General features: G+C 41.6%; 16 protein-coding genes. 8 read left to right on the top strand and 8 right to left on the bottom strand.

Annotation, left to right across the window (positions count from 1 at the left end):
* Positions 1-11: 11 nt before the first annotated feature.
* Together ISP07_RS16330 and ISP07_RS16325 are read left to right on the top strand one after the other, a co-directional pair.
* Positions 12-1769, top strand: a complete 1758-nt coding sequence (locus ISP07_RS16330; RefSeq protein ID WP_209328249.1) for a hypothetical protein — start codon at positions 12-14, stop codon at positions 1767-1769.
* A 10-nt stretch (positions 1770-1779) separates the two neighbouring features.
* The gene (locus ISP07_RS16325) at positions 1780-2973 is read left to right on the top strand and encodes an alkaline phosphatase family protein (protein ID WP_209328248.1); all 1194 of its coding nucleotides are present in this window, start codon (positions 1780-1782) and stop codon (positions 2971-2973) included.
* Between the two features lie 302 nt (positions 2974-3275).
* Here the strand turns inward: ISP07_RS16325 and ISP07_RS16320 are convergent, their stop codons facing one another.
* Positions 3276-3812: a hypothetical protein gene (locus ISP07_RS16320; protein ID WP_209328247.1), complete on the bottom strand. Its 537-nt coding sequence runs from the start codon at positions 3810-3812 to the stop codon at positions 3276-3278.
* Between the two features lie 195 nt (positions 3813-4007).
* Between ISP07_RS16320 and ISP07_RS16315 the strand changes: the two genes are divergently transcribed.
* Complete coding sequence (locus ISP07_RS16315) at positions 4008-4964, top strand: ATP-grasp domain-containing protein (RefSeq protein WP_187489854.1); 957 nt, start codon at positions 4008-4010, stop codon at positions 4962-4964.
* On the opposite strand, the gene ISP07_RS16310 is transcribed toward ISP07_RS16315, so the two are convergent.
* The 4 genes from ISP07_RS16310 to ISP07_RS16295 are packed head-to-tail and all read right to left on the bottom strand — an operon-like array spanning position 4961 to position 8861.
* A complete protein-coding gene (locus ISP07_RS16310; RefSeq protein WP_138619795.1) occupies positions 4961-6283 on the bottom strand; it encodes an ATP-binding protein in 1323 nt (440 codons plus the stop codon). The genes ISP07_RS16315 and ISP07_RS16310 overlap by 4 nt on opposite strands.
* Positions 6283-6966, bottom strand: coding sequence for a response regulator transcription factor (locus ISP07_RS16305; RefSeq protein ID WP_054553438.1), 684 nt, complete (start codon positions 6964-6966; stop codon positions 6283-6285). Before ISP07_RS16305 ends, ISP07_RS16310 begins: the two co-directional genes overlap by 1 nt.
* Entirely contained in the window at positions 6966-7499 is a 534-nt protein-coding gene (locus tag ISP07_RS16300) for a hypothetical protein (protein WP_209328246.1), read from the bottom strand. Before ISP07_RS16300 ends, ISP07_RS16305 begins: the two co-directional genes overlap by 1 nt.
* 57 nt (positions 7500-7556) lie before the next feature.
* Positions 7557-8861, bottom strand: a complete 1305-nt coding sequence (locus ISP07_RS16295; RefSeq protein WP_209328245.1) for a DUF5666 domain-containing protein — start codon at positions 8859-8861, stop codon at positions 7557-7559.
* A 209-nt stretch (positions 8862-9070) separates the two neighbouring features.
* Here ISP07_RS16295 and ISP07_RS16290 point away from each other — a divergent pair, with 209 nt between their 5' ends.
* Entirely contained in the window at positions 9071-10219 is a 1149-nt protein-coding gene (locus ISP07_RS16290; RefSeq protein WP_054553441.1) for a benzoate/H(+) symporter BenE family transporter, read from the top strand.
* A gap of 60 nt (positions 10220-10279) precedes the next feature.
* On the opposite strand, the gene hemH is transcribed toward ISP07_RS16290, so the two are convergent.
* Positions 10280-11302: a ferrochelatase gene (hemH, locus tag ISP07_RS16285; protein ID WP_209328244.1), complete on the bottom strand. Its 1023-nt coding sequence runs from the start codon at positions 11300-11302 to the stop codon at positions 10280-10282.
* 78 nt (positions 11303-11380) lie between these two features.
* The gene (locus ISP07_RS16280) at positions 11381-12688 is read right to left on the bottom strand and encodes an HD domain-containing phosphohydrolase (protein WP_209328243.1); all 1308 of its coding nucleotides are present in this window, start codon (positions 12686-12688) and stop codon (positions 11381-11383) included.
* Positions 12689-12783: 95 nt separating this feature from the next.
* On the opposite strand from ISP07_RS16280, the gene ISP07_RS16275 reads away from it, so the two are divergent.
* From ISP07_RS16275 to ISP07_RS16265, 3 genes are all read left to right on the top strand, one after another.
* The gene (locus ISP07_RS16275; RefSeq protein ID WP_209328242.1) at positions 12784-13731 is read left to right on the top strand and encodes a sensor histidine kinase; all 948 of its coding nucleotides are present in this window, start codon (positions 12784-12786) and stop codon (positions 13729-13731) included.
* 80 nt (positions 13732-13811) lie between these two features.
* Positions 13812-14462 (top strand): UPF0149 family protein, encoded by a 651-nt coding sequence (locus ISP07_RS16270; RefSeq protein ID WP_138599362.1) that lies wholly within the window; start codon positions 13812-13814, stop codon positions 14460-14462.
* Between the two features lie 313 nt (positions 14463-14775).
* The gene (locus tag ISP07_RS16265) at positions 14776-17319 is read left to right on the top strand and encodes a TonB-dependent receptor plug domain-containing protein (protein WP_209328241.1); all 2544 of its coding nucleotides are present in this window, start codon (positions 14776-14778) and stop codon (positions 17317-17319) included.
* A 489-nt stretch (positions 17320-17808) separates the two neighbouring features.
* On the opposite strand, the gene ISP07_RS16260 is transcribed toward ISP07_RS16265, so the two are convergent.
* A complete protein-coding gene (locus ISP07_RS16260; protein ID WP_209328240.1) occupies positions 17809-19686 on the bottom strand; it encodes a monovalent cation:proton antiporter-2 (CPA2) family protein in 1878 nt (625 codons plus the stop codon).
* Positions 19687-19920: 234 nt separating this feature from the next.
* On the opposite strand from ISP07_RS16260, the gene arfA reads away from it, so the two are divergent.
* Positions 19921-20112, top strand: coding sequence for an alternative ribosome rescue factor ArfA (gene arfA / locus ISP07_RS16255; protein WP_209328239.1), 192 nt, complete (start codon positions 19921-19923; stop codon positions 20110-20112).
* Positions 20113-20143 lie beyond the last annotated feature (31 nt).

Genomic DNA, 20143 nt, shown 5'->3' with positions numbered 1-20143 from the left:
AAGGAATGAAAATGCAACATTGCCAAACTACGGTGTATGCCACCGATCTTCACTGTTGTGACTGTGGAGAAGCTCTTGAGCAAAAAAGACAAATGCACACGGTTGAAGAACTCAGCCCTGACTTGCTGGTTGATGTAAAAAATTATGCGCCACAAGCGAGTACGATCACAGGTGTTGTGAAGTCAATGTATTACTATAAGCGCCGCTATAAAACCAATAACGACAACATGTTATATGGTTATTGGTGGCTAGAAGTAGAAGACAAAGACGGCATTATTCATGAGTTTAGTGTTGATGCTGAAAAAGATGTGATTGCTAACCTACAAAAGGGTAATGTGATCACTGCTTTTCAGGAAACACCGTTAACGCTTAATTATCGCATTGCTGATGGCAATGCTAGGCGGGTAGTTAAAAATGACCGCTTTATGCCAGTTGTGATTGTGCATTTTGCCGATCAACAATATCGCAGCTGGGACAAAACCATTAGCCGAAACTACACTGGTGGAACGATATTGTGGCTGGTGCTAAGTGTTATTACATTCTTAATCATGTTGTTCGCTGCAAAGCTTGAGTTTTTGCCTGCGCTACTTGCGTCATTGCCTGTGGCAATTGGGGTGTTTATGGCAGAGCAAAACTACCATAAAAAAGCCAAAGCCAAACAAGAAGCAAAGTATGATGCGATTTTAGCGGCAACAGATGTGATGCTATCGACCACCCTAAATCAATTGGGTTATAACATGCTGGCAAGAACACCGAGTAAGTCAGATGTTATTTGTATCTCTTGCCAGCAGCGTATCAGCCAAGATGCGGCACATTGCTATTGCTGTGGTGCTAAGCAACATGTTGAAGCGATTGCTGCTAACGAACAGTCGCTTGCAAAAGATGATGAGCAAGCTATTAGCATTCAAAAAGCGTTAGAGCCAACTATAACCAAACCAACTAGTATCGCTGAGCTTGAGCATGCCATTATGGATGAATATAGTCTTGCGTATGAAAACGATTACGTGCATAAAAATGTTTGGGCACGTAACGAAAAAGGCACTATTCGTCATCGTGCTGTGCTTGGTAAAGTATTAGAAAAAGAGCAAAGCGCACATGCCAATGAAACACGTGAAACAGTAACCACCACTGAAACAACAACCACCTATCGAGGTGGCATGTATGTGGGTAGCGATGTAAAAGAGCGCGTAGAGGTATATCGCAATCGTAGCACGACTTTAAAAGGCGAAATTATGCTTGAAACGGCCACAAGTGAGCCGTTTGTTTTTAAAGCCGGTGAAGATTTATTGGGCTCAGTTGATATCGGCGATTGGGTGTATTACGCCTACAGCAGTGTAGACACAAAGCGTTATTATAAGTATTACCGAGAGTATGCGGTTAATGTGAGTAAAGACATTGCCTATGGCAACTCATCAGTACGTAGCTTTGGTATGGTACATGGTTTTAACCGTATGGTACTGCTTGGCCTTACGTCAATAGGGCTAGCGTGGTACTTTGATGCTCAAGATTTTTACCCGTTGATAAATACACTCGTACCAGAGGCCGGGATTGATTTACTCAATAATTACCCGCAAGTGGTCGAACATTTAGATGGGCTTCCGGTTGCTGTGTTTATTGTATTAAGTGTGGTTACAGGCGTTTGGGGCTTTATTTATAGCCTAATAAACGGCTCACGTTTAAAGCGTAGTGTGAAAAAGCTTGAGAGCATGATCACAAAATTTTCAAAACAGTTTGGTAACGTTTCTGAGCAAATTAACAAATTGAACTAAAGGGTTTCGCATGCGTATTTGGCAATTAGTTTTAGCGGGTATATTAATGTTTAGCTCGGCTGTAAAAGCGGAGCAAGAGCAATCTGTGGTCCTTATTTCGATAGATGGCTTTCGTTGGGATTATATTGAAAAACACCATGCAAAACATTTAAAAGCAATCAGTGAGCAGGGCGTACGAGCTAGCAAAATGCGTCCTGTTTACCCGACCAAAACCTTCCCGAATCATTTGTCGATTATTACCGGCTTGTTGCCGGTTAATCATGGCATTGTCGAGAACCGCTTTTGTGATACTGAGCGCAACGACTGTTACAAAATGGGGAAAGGGAAAGACGATAGCACTTGGGTGAGTGGTATTCCGCTTTGGAACCTAGCGCAAATGCAGGGCTTAAAAGCCGCAACCTATTTTTGGCCTGAATCAGATGCGCGCTTTAACGGTATGTTGCCTGATTACTTTTATCATTATTCAAAACACAGTGATTACCAAAAGCGTGTTGATCAAATTATTCAGTGGTTGAGCTTACCAAAAGCGCAGCGTCCACGTTTGGTTGTAAGCTACTTTTCGCTGGTGGATAGCATGGGGCATGAGTTTGGCCCAGATGCCAAAGAGACTTATGACGCAGTGCAAAAGCTCGATAGTTTAATGGCTGATTTATCGAGCCGTTTAAAAGCGCTTGATGAAAACATTAACTTGGTGATTGTGTCTGATCACGGAATGACATCGGTAGATCCAAGCCTTAGCATTAAAATTGATAGCTTGCCGCAAGATGAAAACTTCATCGTGCAAAACACTGGCCCTCGGGTTTTATATTATGCAAAACCAGATAGCAAAGCAGACATCAAGGAGTTCAGCAAAAAGCTTGCTAAAGCCGCAGATGGTCGTTACGTCGTGCTAAGCGAGCAGCAAAAGCGCGATTATCACTATAATAAAGGCCCGCGCGTTGGCGATATTATTTTACAAACCGACGCACCTCGTGTGTTTACCGACAGTAAAATGGCTGGTTACCTAGGCACTCATGGTTACGCTTACAGCGAAGATATGGCCGCAACCTTTATCGCCACCGGCCCCGCCTTTAAACAAGGCCTTCGTTTAGACGAAGTAAGTAATTTAGATGTGTACCCGCTGATCGCTAAAATTCTAGGCCTTGAGATTTTAAGCCCAATCGACAGCGACGGCGCAAGTTTGTGGCCGGCTATGAAGCAGTAAGCTTTGAGTTAGTTTGTGCCAGCACATTACTAAGGCTAAATACGATACCGTAGGCGTGAAATTTATTTCGCGCGAAACAAGTTTCACGCCTACGAATTAATACATTAGTCACTGGGCGCTAGGATTTAGGTTCTTGGACGCGATGTAAAATGGCTGCTACAGACTCCTATCTCGCACCTAGTATCTCGTCACTTACTCAAACCATTCCCGGCTAAAGCCAGTCCTACGGGGAAACAATTGATGCTAGGATTTAGGTTCTTGGACGCGATGTAAAATCGCAGCTACAGACTCGCACCCGTTACCTACAACTTCGTTACCCACCCGTACTCACCATGGCTTTGAAACTTGTAGCTTTGATTACCGGCATCAAATTGGCCTTGTAGGGTGTTTTCTGTGAGGGTCATCACGGCTTGATGGCCTGCTTTAGTTTGATCATTGACTTTGCCAAACACACTTCTATCGCCATTGCTGGCTTCAATAATGTTACTAATTTCGACGGTGTAACTGAGGTATTCGTCGATCACTAAAATAAAGTGATCGCCGGGTTGTAAGGTTTTTAGGGTGTCTAAATCAAATTCGCTGAATGCGGTGTTTGCTAATTGGTCAGGCAAACGGCCTTGTTTATATAGATAATCGTGCGCATGATTAGATAGCTGATTAAGCGGCGCAGTTAAGTTCACAATGGGCTGTGGGGCTATTTGGTCGGCCTGCGCTTTGTAAGAGGCAACAAACTGCTGTGTGCTTGGTTTTGTTTTAAAACCATCACTTTGAATGTGCCATTCATTCAGTGCAAATGCTGTAAGTAGCAGAATGAAGATTAATGCAAGCGTCCTGTTCACATGTTTCTCTTACGGGTTTTTATGTTAATTCACTGTTAGTTTTTACCTTAAGTTAACAACCCGGTCAATGGTTAATCACTAAGTAGTGGTTTTTATTATCGTGTCGATAAAATTAATTTGTTTTACTCGGCTTTGAATGCTCAGCATAATCCGCGTTTTTTTGTCACCGAAACTCAAAGACCAGAGGTACCAAGCATGCGCGGGTGGATCATTTATAAAGATAGCCAAGGCTTGTTAAAACAAGAAACCTATGAAGTAGAACGTTTACTTGCTGCAGCCGAAGAAGAGGGCATAGATTTACAAGTTTATTCGCCTGATCAATTTGACCTGACTATTACCCGTGAAGACGGTAAAAGTATTTTAATTGATGGTAAGTCAGTTGAGCTCCCCGATTTTGTTATCCCTCGCATGGGGGCAAGTACAACTTATTTTGCGCTAGCGATTATTCGCCACCTTGAACGTTTAGGTGTGTACTGTGTTAACAGTTCGCAATCCATCGAAACAGTAAAAGACAAATTATTTGCACAGCAAATTCTTGCAGAGTGTAATTTACCAACGCCAAATACCATGTTGGTTAAATTTCCGGTGAATATTGATTTGGTTGAAAAGCAAATTGGCTTTCCTGTGGTTATTAAAACCTTATCGGGCTCGCAGGGGAGTGGTGTATTTTTATCAAAATCAAAAGAAGAGTTTGATGACTTAATGCAGCTGATTGAAGCGGCAAATCCACAAGCAAACATCATTTTACAGCAGTTTGTTAAGTCCAGTCATGGCCGTGATTTGCGAGTACTTACTATCGGTGGTCGTGCTGTTGCATGTATGGAACGTAACTCACAGGGTAAAAACTTTAAAGCCAATGTTAGTGCAGGTGGCACAGGTAAGTCATTTCCTATTACGCCAGAAATCGAATGGCTTGCAACCCAAACAGCGAACGTACTCAACCTTGATGTAGCAGGCATCGATTTATTGTTTGATGAGCAGCACTTTAAAATTTGTGAAGCAAACTCAAGTCCAGGCTTTGAAGGCTTAGAAGGTGCGTTGGGTATTGACGTAGCCAAAGAGATTTTGCACTTTATTCGCATTCGTTTAGGTATTTTTGATAAGCCCACAAAACCAGAAGCGCAAGAAAAAGCAGCTGAGAGCGCAGCTTAATCTTCGGTTATTTTTGCACAAAAGCCATTTTCTGAACTTAGAAATAAGTTGAGTGAATGGCGGTTGCAAATTGCTTGTACGGTTGCAAGGCCTAAACCAAACCCTTCTTTTTGACGCGCCGGATCGCTGCGATAAAAGCGTTTTGTGAGCTGTTGTAAATCATGTTCGTTGACACCCTTACCATTGTCGACAACTGATATACTTTTTTCAGCAATTATTATTTTAATCGTTGCGCCCTTACCTGCGTACTTTATAGCATTTTCGACTAGGTTAAAAATTGCTTGAAACAACAGGTTTCGATCACCGCTTAATTGCCAAGATGAAGAAATAGCGACATCAATTGATTGACCGTTTTGTTCGGCACTGGGTTGTAGAATTTCACTAATATCATTGGCAAGTTGACTACTATCAATTGTTTCGAGCTGCAACGGAAACTGTCCATGTTCTAAACGTGTGAGCTTTAGCATGGCGTCAAAGGTGTTAATGATACTATTGAGCTGTTCAAGCTCGTAGCCCATTTCTGGCAGCTTTTGTAAACGCTGCTCTAAATTAAGTTTTAATCGTGTCAGTGGGGTTTTTAGATCATGAGCGATATTATCGGTAATTCCCTGTACCAAAGCGAAATTTTCCTCTACTGCATCGAGCATTGTATTGATGTGAGCTGCTAAACGATCAAATTCATCACCTTTATCTTTATGGGATAAACGCGCGCTTAAGTTGCCATTTTGGACTTGTTCGGCTGTTGCATTGAAGTAGTTTACACGACGCAAGTGTCGACGAGAAAATAGGTAACCAAACAAGCCTGTTAACGCTATTGCTAAGATAAAAGTCCAACTAGCGATTGATTTGAAATCGATGATTAAACGTTGTAAATGCTCTGTGGCAGTGGCGAGCACGATATTGCCATAAACGGTTTTAACTTTGCCTGTTGTGAGTAGGCGTATTTGACCTCGTCCGGTATCAAGAACAGGAAAAACAACTGTTTCAGGGAGTGAGGGGATATTATCGGGTAAAAAACTTAGCTGCTGGCTTTGTTCATAATCACTCTGCCAAAAAATTAAAATATCACCTTCGCTTCTGAAAACATCAAGCTGTTGAAAAAAGCTTTGCTTGTCAAATTCGGAGGCGAGCGCTTCGATACGTGTTTTTTCGGCATCAAGGCGCCGTTCAACTTGACGGCTTTGCTCGCCAAGTAACAGTTGGTAGATTAAAGTAATCGCAAGTAATAAAGTAACAGCGGTAATTGCTGCAAAGGCCAATGTTAAACGCCAAACTGAGCTTTTTCTTGGGTCGAACAAACGTAGGTTATTTTCGTACATTAACTCTCACTAGCTTTTAAGCGGTAGCCGACACCGCGAACAGTTTCGATTTCTAATTGCGCGGACGCTTCTGTGAGCTTTTTACGAAGCCTCGCAATATGCACGTCAATAACGTTGGTGCCAGGATCAAAATGATATTCCCATACCGATTCAAACAATAAGGTACGGGTGACTAATTTGTCTTGGTGATCTAATAAATACCTAAGCAATTTAAATTCTTTGGGCTGTAAATTAACAGTTTTAGTGTTTACTTCAACTCGTTGATTACTGTAGTCGAGCGATAAATTGGCAAGACTAATTTTAGTGCTCAGTGGGGCATGAAAGGTATGCCGTTTTATTAAGTTTTCGACTCGAATAGCTAATTCAGAAAAAGAGAAGGGTTTTGTTAGATAATCATCACCGCCTGCTTTTAAACCTGTCACTCTGTCGTCTACTTTATCTAGTGCTGATAGTATTAATACTGGCGTTGTTTTGCCGGTTGCTCTTAATGCTAACAATACCTGTAAACCATCAAGCTTAGGAAGCATACGATCTAGAATAATCGCGTCGTAATGTTCACACGTCGCTAGCATAAGCCCTTGTTGACCATCTTCTGCGCAATCTAATGTGTAGCCTTGCTCAATAAAAGCCTTGTATAAAAACTCGCGATTTTGCTGGTCGTCTTCAACTAATAATAGTTTCATTAATTGCCCCAACGAAGCAAAGGTAAGTTCTTACCCGTCTCAAGATCAATCGCTTTTTTGTGACGCCCTTTGCTGGTTACGAATGTGGCGACCATGTATGTGATCCCCATGTCTTGCTCTAATTGGGCTTCAATTAGGTAGTGTGTTGGCACACTATCTAGTTGTGTTACTAAGCCATGTAATGTGTAACCTTTACGGCTCATCAAATTAGCAGCTGCTATTTCTTCTTGTTCATCAAGCTCCGGAGCTTCATATTCAAGCTCTATTACCTTTCCCGCACTGTCTAAAAGTAATTCGATAAATCGTTGTTTTTTAGCTTCATATAAAGTGACTTCGAATACGCTTTGACCATTTTCAATTTCCAGCTCAAACTCAACAATAACGGCATTTTTCGCATAGTGCTGTTCTATGTTATATAAAACTTCAGTCGGGGCGGGGGCTGTGCTTGAATCTAGCATATTAAAAATGGCTGAACTTGCAGCAAAAGCAAGGCCAGAAATTAAGCACAGGCAAGTTAAAACTAGTTTTTTCATAATATTTCGACATTAGTTTGGCAGCACGTTTAGTGCTGCCATTGTTGTATTTTGTTGTTAATCATCAAGCTTACATGCACGTACGATGTTATCTTGTACCCACTGGCATTCTAGATCAACATATTGTTCTGTAAAACTCGCTAAGCTGTTATCTTCACTGATGTAGCCGAATAAACTAGCCTGTTGCGATTCAGTTACTGTTACTATGCCTTTTAATTCAAGAGGTTCATTGCTGTTATCACGTTCGATTTCACTGACAATATAGCTCTGTCCATCAATAAGACCTTCAAGCTCTAACCATTCACCTGAAAGAGTATCTGCTGTTAACCCATCTTCAAAAACGGTGCTATTTGTGATTTTCAAGCTGATGCCATTGATAATAATGTTGCCATTGCTGTAATTGGCAAAGCCAGAAACACTAAAATTACTGCTTAAATTAGGCGAAGTGTGGCTTTTCTCCAGATCTATTTCGTGGGCTAAAAACCAATTATTAGCTTGCTGCCAGATGGCATCTACTTCTATCGTATCTCCTATGGTTAATGTAGCGCGAGTGGTATCTTCAAATTTAGTTTGATCGGTAATACTCACTTGCCATTGATTGTTCAGGGTAACCAAGGAAGCGTCATTGTTGATGAAGGTAATTGTACCAAAAAGCGCTGTATCTAGATCGTCATCAGCTGTAAAGTTATGTTCAGCGTCAACCTCTTGTGCCATTAATAAGTTACCTTCTAAGCGGCCCTCTACTTCAACGAATTGATTGTTTTCTAATGCGCCGTCGATGCCTGCCTGTTGATATTGAACAGTTAAATCACCTAGTTTAAAAGTATAAGAGGCAGTGTTTAGATTTGTTATGAAACCTTCGAGTTCTAATTCTGCGTTGTTAGATAATGGTTGTTGGTAGGTAACCGTGAATTCACTATGGCTATTGTTATAACCGCTTAATTCAACCAGGCTACCATTTGAAAGGTTTTCGGTATTTAAATTATTTAACTTGAAGCCCGCAATTGTAGCGCCTTGTTCATTGATACTAACAGGCCCTTTAAAACTTGGATCATAATCAATCTGAGTTGCTTCTTTACCATTTGTTTCAACTTCAACCATCATACCCACTTTTAGATCGCTGATTAATGCGTGGTTGTCATCCACCTCAATGTCAGCATTATTTGTGGCTATTTGATGATGGTTAACTGTAATACTGTTACTTGATATCGCACTTACCTCACCGACTAATAAGCTTGGCAAAGTGAGAGTATTTTGTACCGGTTCCTCACTCTTACTACTACTGCCACAGCCTGAAAGTAGTGCACTGATTGTTGCTAACGAAATAATAGATAGGCGATTTTGATTGATTAGTTTTGTCATGATTGGTCCTTAAATTAGTCAGTGTTTGCAGTTTAACTAAGTAAGGATTGCTTGAAGGTGGAGAGAAAATTAAATTTTGTTAATGTTTGGCATTGCAGTAAATGCCTCTTCTGTATAGTAAATTAATCTTAAAATACTACAAAAGTGTACAGTGCCATCTGGCAAATCATAGGATATGGTAGATTTTTAATTGCAAGGAGTGTGTGTACATGAGTCAGCTCATCAGTCGAGCAACTGCGGGGTTAGTGGCCGTTATTATTGGTTTTACTAGCTCAATTGCACTTATTTATCAGGTCGTTATGGTGTTAGGTGGCACACCTGATTTGGTTGCTAGCTGGGTATTAATGCTTGGTCTTGCTATGGGCGTCAGCTCAATTGCGTTGTCTTACTACTACAAGGTGCCTATTCTTATCGCGTGGTCAACAACCGGAGCGGCACTCCTTATTTCAAGTGCCCAAGGCTATAGCTTAAATCAAGCTGTTGGCGCGTTTATGTTCTCCGCTGCGCTGGTGTTTTTGTCTGGCATTACTGGCGTGTTCGAAAAAATGATGAATAAGATCCCAAGTCAACTGGCCTGTGCAATGCTTGCAGGCGTGTTGGTGAATTTTGGTATTGATGTGTTCAACTTTATGAACGAGCTGCCTTTAGTGATTGGGTTAATGGTGGCTGTTTATTTATGTGGAAAACGTTACTTTCCACGCTTTGCTATGCTCGCAGTGGTTGTGGCGGGATTTTTAATAGCAGGTGTAACTGGGCAAATTGATACCTCTAGCTGGCAGTGGAAAATGAGCGAGTTTGCTTACATTGCACCTGAGTTTGATTTAAACGCCATGATAAGTGTTGGTTTACCGCTGTTTATTGTGACTATGACGTCGCAAAACTTACCGGGTATTGCTGTATTAAAAGCGCATCACTATAAAGCCCCTGTGTCGGCAGCGTTAAATGTAACCGGGCTATTAAATGTATTTATTGCACCATTTGGTGGCTATGCCATTAATCTAGCGGCTATCACCGCTGCCATTTGTATGAGCCCTGAGGCTGATAAAGATCCAAGAAAACGTTATTGGGCAAGCATTGCTGGTGGGGTGTTTTACATTATTATGGCGCTACTCGCGGCAACCTTGGTTGGTTTGGTAGCAAGCTTGCCACAGGCATTGATTTTGGCGTTGGCGGGTATCGCACTATTTGCCACTATTGCCAGTAGCTTACAGCAAGCTTTAACTGAGGCGTATTATACCGAAGCCGCTATCGTGACCTTTTTGGTCACAGCGTCTAATCTAACTTTGTTCTCGGTTGGTTCTGCATTTTGGGGAATTGTTGCAGGTACGGTGACTTTGGTTATGACACGCAAAGATTAGTGACACGCTTCAATATTAAAAAAGGCCCTAGTTACTGTATATAATAGCTAGGGCCTTTCGTTAATTAAGTAATGGTTTTATCACTTCAAACATCGCATTGATATGGTCATCGCGGGTATTCAATGCAGGAATGTAGCGGTACTTTTCACCGCCTGCATGCTCAAAGTTTTCGCGGTTTTCGCCTTCGAGTTCTTCTAGTGTCTCTAAACAGTCGGCACTAAACGCAGGGCTTAAAATTGCAACGTCTTTAATGCCTTCAGCAGGGTAGCTTTCAAGGGTTGCGTCTGTGTATGGCTTCAACCATTCAGCTTTACCAAAACGGCTTTGAAAGGTTGTTACAGCAAAGTCTTTTTCAAAGCCAAGTTTCTCAGCCACTAAACGGGTAGTTTGCATACAAAAACAGTAGTAAGGGTCGCCGTTTTCTAAAAACAGTTTAGGTGTACCATGGTACGAAAACACCAACTTTTGTGGCGTGCCATGGGCATTTAGATCTTCGCTAATGCTAGCGGCTAGAGCATCAATGTAAGTCGGATTGTCGTGATAGCCATTAATAAAATGCAGCTCTGGCACCCAGCGCCACTTGCGAAGCACATTTGATACTGCATCAAATGTTGAGCCAATCGTGGTGCTTGAATATTGCGGGTACATAGGCAGCACAATCACGCGAGTGATACCTTTTTCGCGCAGCTCTTCAAGGCCTGCTTCAATTGAAGGGTTACCGTAGCGCATGGCCATAACTACTTCGGTGTCGTGGTGTCCTTTGTCTTTTAAAAGGGCTGCTAACTTTTTGCTTTGCTCTCGGGTAATATGAGTAAGCGGTGAGCCGTTTTCAGTCCAGATACTTTTATAAAGTGCTGCTGAACGTTTTGGGCGTAACGTAAGTACAAAGCAATAAAGGATGATCATCCAAATGAAACGCGGGATCTCGACAATTCGTGGGTCTGATAAAAACTCGCGTAAATATGTTCTAAGTGCCGCGGTAGTAGGGGCGTCTGGGCTCCCTAAGTTGGTCAGTAAAATGCCCGTTTTTTTGTTGAATCGGCCGTCGTGCGGCTTATCGGTAATGGCGGAAAATCGCGACACTGAGTGCTCCTGTATGAAGTAATCGTAATATAAATCACATTGTAACGAAGTAAGCTGGCTATGTGATCACTTTATTCGCTAATTTTTGATCATGATCCTGAAAGGGTTCGGTTTTTTCGATTCTAGTTGTTGCAGTTTATTAATCGATTTAGGGCCAAATACATGCCCTTTTGGCAACAGTAAAATACCGTCGTAATTTCTGAGCGCGTGACCAAGCACCATGCCATTTTTAAGGTTTTGTGCTGAAAGAATTTTCATAGTGCCGACTTTTTGATCGCTCGCACACTTAATTTCTATGCTGTTAAGGGCTTCTAGAATTTTAGGGTGATAATAGGTTCCGCTATATAGCTGTAGTTGATCACGTGCTCTTTCAAAGTCACTTTCGTCTGCGCTCTTGAATTGTTCAACTGCTAGCCAAAAATCTCTTGCTACCGCTAATATCATAGCTTTTATCGGAATTTCTTTTCCTTTTAAGCCTTTAGGTTGGCCTGTCCCATTATAGTGTTCAAATTGGTAATAAATCGCCTCAGAGACATCATGTAAATGGGTCGCTGGCATAAGCATCAGCTGAGCGGTACTTGGGTGGGTGTAAAAGATTTTTTTTTGGTTTTCGGTTAGTTCTCTTGTTGGCTTTTTATAAAGCTCAGGCTCCATGGCGAGCAAGCCAATTTGTGCAAGATAACCTGTTATTTCTGCTCTTTCAATTCGCTGTTTTTCTAAGCCAAGGCTTTGTGCTAGTTGCTTACAAGTTGTGGCGATATTTTGCGCTTGGTTACCATCTAGGTAGGGGTTAGCGTTTATAAAGTTGTATAAGATTTCGAAGGTGGTACGGTGCTCGTGTTTTTCACGCTCGTTGACTTCTTCGAGTTGTTTGAGCACTTTTCGAATTTGTAACGTACGCTTTTCTACCATTTGCTCAAGGTTGTTGTTTAGCTCTTTTAGTTGGCTGTTTTGCGCTTTAATTTTTTGCTCTAACTGCTGATTCTGGCGTTTCAAAGATGTTTTTTCTATCGCATCATTTATATTGCTTAGTAGTAATTCGTTTTGCCATGGTTTTTGTATGTAAGTATGAATTTTACCGATATTGACTGCAGCAATCGTGTTTTCTATATCTGAGTAACCGGTTAGCAAAATGCGCTGTGGTTCAGGAGCAATGGTGAGTGCCTGCGCGAAAAACTCAGCCCCATTCATGCTTGGCATACGCATGTCGCAGATAATTACATCAAAACTATAATTAGCTAGAGTTTTAAGTCCATCTTTGGGATCTGAGCAGGCTTTTACGGTGATATTGTTAGCTGATAATAACCGCAAAAGAGTTCGCAGCACTATTTCATCATCATCAATGCATAAAACCTGAATATGTTGTTTGCTAATTTGCTCTGCCATGCCATTTTACTATGAATCATCGTTAATCAATAACATAGCCTTAAATTAAGCCTTGTGCTAGGTTTTAAAAGAGACAAACACAGTTTGAGATTAAAATGGATGATTTTAAACAAGCATATTTATTAGAGAAAGCGGCCAGAGAAGAGGCCGAACAATTGCTTGCCGATAAAAGCCGGATTCTGGTAGCTGTTAATAGTGAGCTTGAACAAAAAGTTGCTGATTTAGAGCATCATCAAGCTATGTTTATTCAAGCTGAAAAAATGGCAACTTTAGGCACATTGTGTGCTGGAGTCGCACATGAAATTAATAACCCGCTTGCTTATAGTATGAGTAACCTTGATAGTTTGAAAAGCTACTGTGGTTTCTTCAGCAAGCTACTGAAATTATGCAGCGAGTTTAGTGAAAATCACATAGACAAAGAGGCTTTTCATCAACAGCTGGTGGATCTAAACCAAGTACACTCTTTTGCGTTTGTTGCTGATGATTTACCTGATTTAATTGATGATACAGAACAAGGTTTGCAACGGATTAGTAAAATAGTGTCGAACTTGTTGAATTTTTCTCGCCCTAAAAGTCAGGATATGCAGTTTGCTGATATGACAGATGCAGTGACAAGTGCGGTGAAACTTCTTGCTAATCAATTAAGAAATTGTCATTTGCAATCGCAATATAGCCCAATATCTCAAAGCTGGTGTAATCTAGCTGCTATTAGCCAAGTAATTGTTAACCTTTTAATTAATGCTAAACAAGCTTGCGATAATCAAGACTCTCAAACAAAAATTACTATCAATGTTTATGAGCTAGAGCAACACATATATATCGACATTGAAGATAATGGCATTGGTATGTCAGCAGAGACCATCGCTAAAATATATGATCCTTTTTTCACTACTAAACCAGTAGGAGAAGGTACCGGCATGGGAATGACGATGGTGTATGCTATTGTGCATGAACATAAAGGTCGAATTGATATTCAAAGCTCGCAAGGAATTGGCACAAGAATGAGTTGCGTATTTCCTGTTTTGAGTCAGGTAACTAGTTGACAATATTTCAGTTGTTGCAAAAATTTGTGGATTCGCTAGTGTAGAGCTAAACCCATTTAAAATTATTGAAAAGGCACGTTATGCTCAATCAACAAAGTTCAGATGTTTTTAACAACTATCTCGCCAGTCAAAGTGCAACGAATCAAGTGAGTTTGGATCAAGTGCTTGGCTATATGTCTGGTTTGTTAGCCTGTTCAGAGTTTTTTGGAGAGTCAGAGCTTGCCAATTACATTGCTGATAATGATGAAGCGGTATTCAACACCTTAATGACGGATTCTGAGCCACGCGATGCAATGATTGAGCTGCTCGATAATGTGACCGAAGCACAAGTTGAACAAAAGAAGATTTTAGCCGAATTATATCCAAATGAAGTAAACAGCAATGAGCCAAGCCAAGCACTGCAAGATTTTTGTAGCGGCTATATTGCAGCTTATATCGTGAATCAAGAAATTTGGCACAGCGATTTACAATTTCTACTGCAAGCGGATGGTCAACAAGAAAATGAAAGCGAAGATGGTCAATTGTTTATTGATAATTTTGAAGCAACTCTCGATTTGCTTACCACCTTTGCAATGTGGGATCAGGCGCTAGCAAACCACCCTGAACCAGATAAACTAGGCGAAGGGTTTGTGACCTTCTTTAACGCACTAGACGAGAGTTTATCTGAAATAGCCACTATGGCGTTAATGCTTGAAGATGAAAAGCTGGCGATGTTGGAACAAGATAAGTAAATACTCCTCACCTCAGTAGAGATAAGCTGATAGTTGCATTATTTTGCTTATTTCTGCTGTAAAGTGAATAATTCCCACCACTGAAACTCTATTAATACTATAAATAGAAATATTTATACCTAAGTCGTACCTCTTTTTTCTTTCATTTTGTGGATTTGTTGATAGGATGTTTTGTAAAGGTTAACTCGCAGGCTTGAGTTAGCTTTCAAACTTGTGATTTTAAAATCAATAATACGTGCTTAGTGCTTTTCTAAATTTCTCCAAAAGGGGCGTCTTTTGTTTTAAGGAAAGCCAGAATATCAACAGGATACACATGACAACACATTCTTTAAGTATGCTGGCCGTTGCGGTCAGTGTGGCTGTTTCTGCGACTTCAGTGCAGGCAGCTGAGCAAGCACCTGCTGCCAAAGCAGATAAAAACATCGAACAAATCTCTGTATTAGGCTCTCGGGTTGCTAATCGTACGGCTACCGAATCAACATCACCCGTTGATTTAATTGATGCAGATGACCTAAACAAAGGTGGTTTTACTGAGCTCGGCCAAAGTCTGCAAGCGACGGCTCCTTCATTTAACTTTTCACGCACGCAAGTGTCAGATGGCTCTGACTTATTTAGACCAGCGACTCTTCGTGGTTTACAGCCTGACCAAACGTTAGTGCTTATCAATGGTAAACGCCGCCATAACCAATCTATTTTTGGCTTAAATGGTACTGTAGGTGCCGGTGCTGCGGGTACCGATATGAACGCGATTCCGCTTACTGCGTTAAAAGGCGTTGAAGTACTTCGTGATGGTGCTGCGGCGCAGTATGGCTCAGATGCGATTGCTGGTGTTATCAACTTATCGTTAAACGATTCAACGGGTGTTACAACGGGCTATGTGCAAGCAGGTAGCACAGGTGAAGGCGATGGTGACACTATTTCAATGGGCTTAAACCGTGGCTTTGATTTAGGTGATGAAGGCGGCTTCATTAACTTTTCTTTAGAATACCGTGATGCTGATGGCACCAACCGCGCCCAGCGTGATACTGGTGGCTCAGTTGATGTACCAGCTGGTACGCTGTCTGACGAGGTTCGTTGGGGACAGGGTAATGCTGATAGCGAATTTACCTCTGTGTTTTATAACATGGCGTTACCATTCGGTGAGACCGAACTTTACTCATTTGGCGGATACTCAAACCGTACTGCGCTAGGTAATGGTTTTTATCGTAACTTTAACCAAGCAGCGAAGAACGTGGTGCAAGTATATGGCGATGGCTTTTTACCTCGCATCGATAACGAAGCCGAAGATATTTCGTTTTCATTTGGTTTACGCGGTGAGTTAAATCCAGATTGGAGCTATGACGTATCTGCAGTATATGGTGAAAACAGTTATGATTTTACGTCAAAAAACACCCTAAATGCGTCGTATGCTGCTGAATATGTTGCGAATAACCCTGATGCAAGCGATGCTGATATTGTTGCAAATGCAGGCCCTAATGGTGGCTACTCAGGTGGCTTTAGGTTTGATCAAACAACAGTAAATGCAGACCTGAATGGTATTGTTGATATTGGCCGCAGTGAGCCTTTATATGTATCAGTGGGTGCGGAATACCGTAAAGAAAATTATGAAATCGTGCCGGGCGAAGAAGCGTCTTATGCGTGTGGTTTAGCTAATTCAGATAGCTCATACCCTGCGGTAAACGACAGCAGCGTATTTGCTGAGTGTGGTTTCCAAGCTTATAACGGTTTACGCCCTGAAGCGTCAAATAAAGAGAGTCGTCACAGCTATGCATTTTATGTGAATGCCGAAACGTTGATCACGGATGCATGGCAAGTAAGTACAGCGCTTCGTTATGAAGACTTCTCTGATGCCGGTGATGACATCATTGGTAAGCTAGCTACGCGCTATGAAATTACCGATGACTTTGCCGTGCGTGGTGCGATTTCGTCTGGCTTTAGAGCGCCATCATTGCAACAAAGTGCGTACACTGCTTACACTACAAACCTAGGTGCTGGTGGTGTGTTATTGCAGTCATTCACAGCAACTGCTGGCTCTGATTTCCCATCAGCACTTGGCGTTGATAGTCTAGGCCTTGAAAGCTCTGAAAACTTAAGTGCGGGTTTTGTTTATAACGTAACCAGCGATTTATCATTAACTGTTGATTTTTATCATGTAGAGATCAAAGACAGAATTACCCTTGGCAGCTTAATGTCGGCGGACGATGTGGCATTTAGTGCCGAGGCTGTGGCTGCGCTTAATGCAACAGGGGCACAGCAAGCCAACTACTTCTCAAACTCAGTTGATTCAACCACTAAAGGGGTTGATATTATTGCTTCGTACCGCACCGATTTATACGACGGTAATTTCTCAGCAACCTTCGCGGGTAACATTAACGAAACTGAAATTGATGATGTAAATGCACCTGAGGGTATTCCTGAATCAATCGCCCTTGATGATTTACAACGTAGTTTCTTAACAGACGGTCAACCAGGTGAGCGTGCAACGCTAACGTTTGAATACGATCGTGGCGATTTCAACAGCATGCTACGCTTTAATTACTATGGTGAAACAGACGTTAAATACTTTGGTAATGACCACATTGGTTTGCCTGATGAGCTATCACCTACCGGTGAGTTTAAAGACACAAGCACGGTAGAATCGGCGGTATTAGTTGATGTTAACATGGGCTATCAGCTAACTGACGAACTCATGCTATCGGCGGGTATTGATAATATCTTTGATGTAACGCCAGACGAGCTAGGTGAAGATGAAGCGCTTGATTTTATAACGAATAAAGCATTCAAATACCCTGTTCGAGCACTACCTTATGGTTTTGATGGTATGACCTACTACGCAAAATTAAGTTTTAGTTTTTAATTCCTAAGTTGATATGAAACTTAAATAGCGCCTAACGGCGCTATTTTTTTGCTGAATTGTAGTGTCCGACATTTGTCTTCAATTAGAGAGTTGCAAGGGGAAAGTTTGCGAGTTTCGAGACAAGAGACACGAGCCTGTTGCAGCGATTTCATATCGTGTTTCTCTTACACCTTGCAGCTAGCTACGTAGGCGTAAGCTTGCATGGCGCGCGAAATAAATTTCACGCCTACGTCTAGTCGTTTTACATAGGTGTGGTGTTTGAGAGTTCATGGCTGAAGCCATTCCTACGAACGACATCAAATTTGTAGCAGCGATTTCATATCGCGTTTTATCCTATTCAATTCGCAGCCTCTTTGAGAGTTTTTGTTTTCACTGTGTACCGCGAAGCGCCTTTTTGTTGTCTGTGGTTAAAATTATTTTCACAAAGAGAAGTTTATGAGAAGAAAAAGAGGAAGTGAAAACACCTCCTCCATAATTGTAATATTTTTGCTATTTCGAACCATTAACCACTCGGTCGCAAATCTCGCGCATTTGTTGTTTTATTTCGGGTTCTTTTTCATCGAATATTTTGTTGATCCGCTCGATATAGGCATGGTTTTCTTCGAATGGCACGCCGATTTCGTAGACATCGGCGGCTTCGCGTAGCATTTCTTTATCGAACTCACTGAAAATATCGACCATCTCTTGGGCTTTCTCTTGCTCAACACCGAGTGCTTCAAAAGCTGAGCGGCCCATACGCATGGTACTGTCGTATGTTTCGCGAATAATATCTCGACAGCCGTAAGCCCATAAATCGTATACATGGTGGCGATCAACTGCGCGGGCAACTACATGTAAATGCGGATAATTCTGCATCGCATAACGAACTAATTTAGTGATTTGTTCGGCGTCATCAAGCGCAACAATCAGCAGTTTTGCATCTTCAATGCCTGCAGCACTGAGTAAGTCTGGTCGAGTTGCATCACCAAAGAAATTACGAATACCAACACGCTCTAAGGCTTCGAGTTGCTTGTAGTTGTAATCAATCACAGTCGTTTTATAGCCGCCAGCTTGTAAAATACGGTCAACCAGCCCACCCATTCTGCCTGAGCCTGCAATGATCACATGGCTATCATCGGGAAACTCGTCTGTTTCTTTTCCTGGTTGCTCACAAATGAAACGGGGTGCTATCACACGCTGATAAAGGATATATAACCCAGGTGAAAGTAGCATGGATAAAGTAACAACCAGTAAAAGTTGGTCGGCGATGTTGTCTGCCAATACATTATTAGAGACACTGTAAGCAAGTAGTACAAAACCAAACTCACCAGCTTGAGCAAGCCCCAGTGCTAGCAACCAGAGTGCGGCGCCTCTAAGACCAAAAATACGACCTAAAATAAGCAGTACAGCTGTTTTTGTTACAATCAATGCACTGGTTAAGAGCACAATGGTAGCTAGGTTATCTGCGAGTAATTGAAAATTGATACTAGCGCCAACGGTGATAAAGAATAATCCTAGCAACAGCCCTTTAAAGGGATCGATATTACTTTCGAGTTCGTGTTTATAAGGTGAATTTGCAAGCACAACACCCGCTAAAAAAGTACCAAGCGCAGGTGATAAGCCTACTAACGACATCATCAAAGCGATACCAATAACAAAGAATAGGGCTGTTGCAGTAAATAATTCGCGAAGCCGTGCTTGTGCTACAAATCTAAAAATGGGTGCGGTTAAGTAGTTACCACCAAAAACAACGAGCGCTATCATACCTAAAGTAACCAGCGCTGCTTGCCAGCTCTCAAGACCCGCCACCAAGCTTAAACTAGCATGAGTGTCTTCACTTGTATGGGCTGTATCTGCAATGGCTGGCGCTAGTTCAGGTAAAGCAAGCAAGGGAATAAACGCAAGCATAGGAATAACGGCTATGTCTTGAGTAAGTAATACGCTAAATGAGGCTTGACCACCATCTGACTTTAATAGCCCGCGCTCTGAAAGCGTTTGCAGCACAATCGCGGTCGATGAAAGTGATAAAATTAAGCCTATTGTAAGTGCTGTTTGCCAAGCATGACCAAATGCTAAACCAATACCCGTAAAGGCGGCAGCTGATAAAACCACCTGTCCGCCACCAAGTCCAATAAGCTGTTTTCGCATTGACCAAAGCGCTTTGGGTTCAAGCTCTAAGCCAACAATGAACAGCATCATTACCACACCAAATTCAGCAAAATGCTGGATGGCAATCACATCAACATTTAAAAATGTCAGTGTTGGCCCAATAATAATACCAGCGAGTAAGTAGCCAAGTACTGAGCCTAACCCCAGTTTGCTGGCAATAGGCACGGCAATAATGCCTGCAATAAGGAAAATATAGGCGATTAAGAGAAAGTCAGTCATCGTAATCCTGTTTGTTTTTAATTAACTATGGTTGGTTTCGCTAGTTTTGCCAGTAGTTAGGTAGTGAATGCAATCAAAAAGCGAATTTAGTCAGTAAAATGACAACAAGGAATGGTGTTTAGTCAAAACGAGTAAGACAAAATAAGGGGTAAAAAATCATCGTTTTTTTATTAAAAATACTTGCGTAGCGCTAGGCTAGGTATATACTCGCAGCACGTTTAATAGGAGCAAAAAATGAGCAAAAAGAAACAACGCGCACAAGGCCAAGTTGATACTGGTCGTGGTGTAATCAACGACAATGTGTACGCTGCAATGGTGACATCTAAGCTGTTCACAGTAAAAGTAGAGAAACCTAAAAAAGGTAAAGGTGCATATCAACGTAAGGCTAAACATGCAGGACGAGAGTCCTATTTAATCGCTGCTTAATTAAGTTGTGATCAAATAGGATTTTTGTGAA

The sequence above is a fragment of the Pseudoalteromonas sp. PA2MD11 genome (assembly GCF_017808125.1).
GTDB classification, from domain to species: domain Bacteria; phylum Pseudomonadota; class Gammaproteobacteria; order Enterobacterales; family Alteromonadaceae; genus Pseudoalteromonas; species Pseudoalteromonas simplex.
The sequence above is the reverse complement of the archived record's forward strand: the minus strand, read 5'-3'. Positions and strand labels throughout refer to the sequence as shown.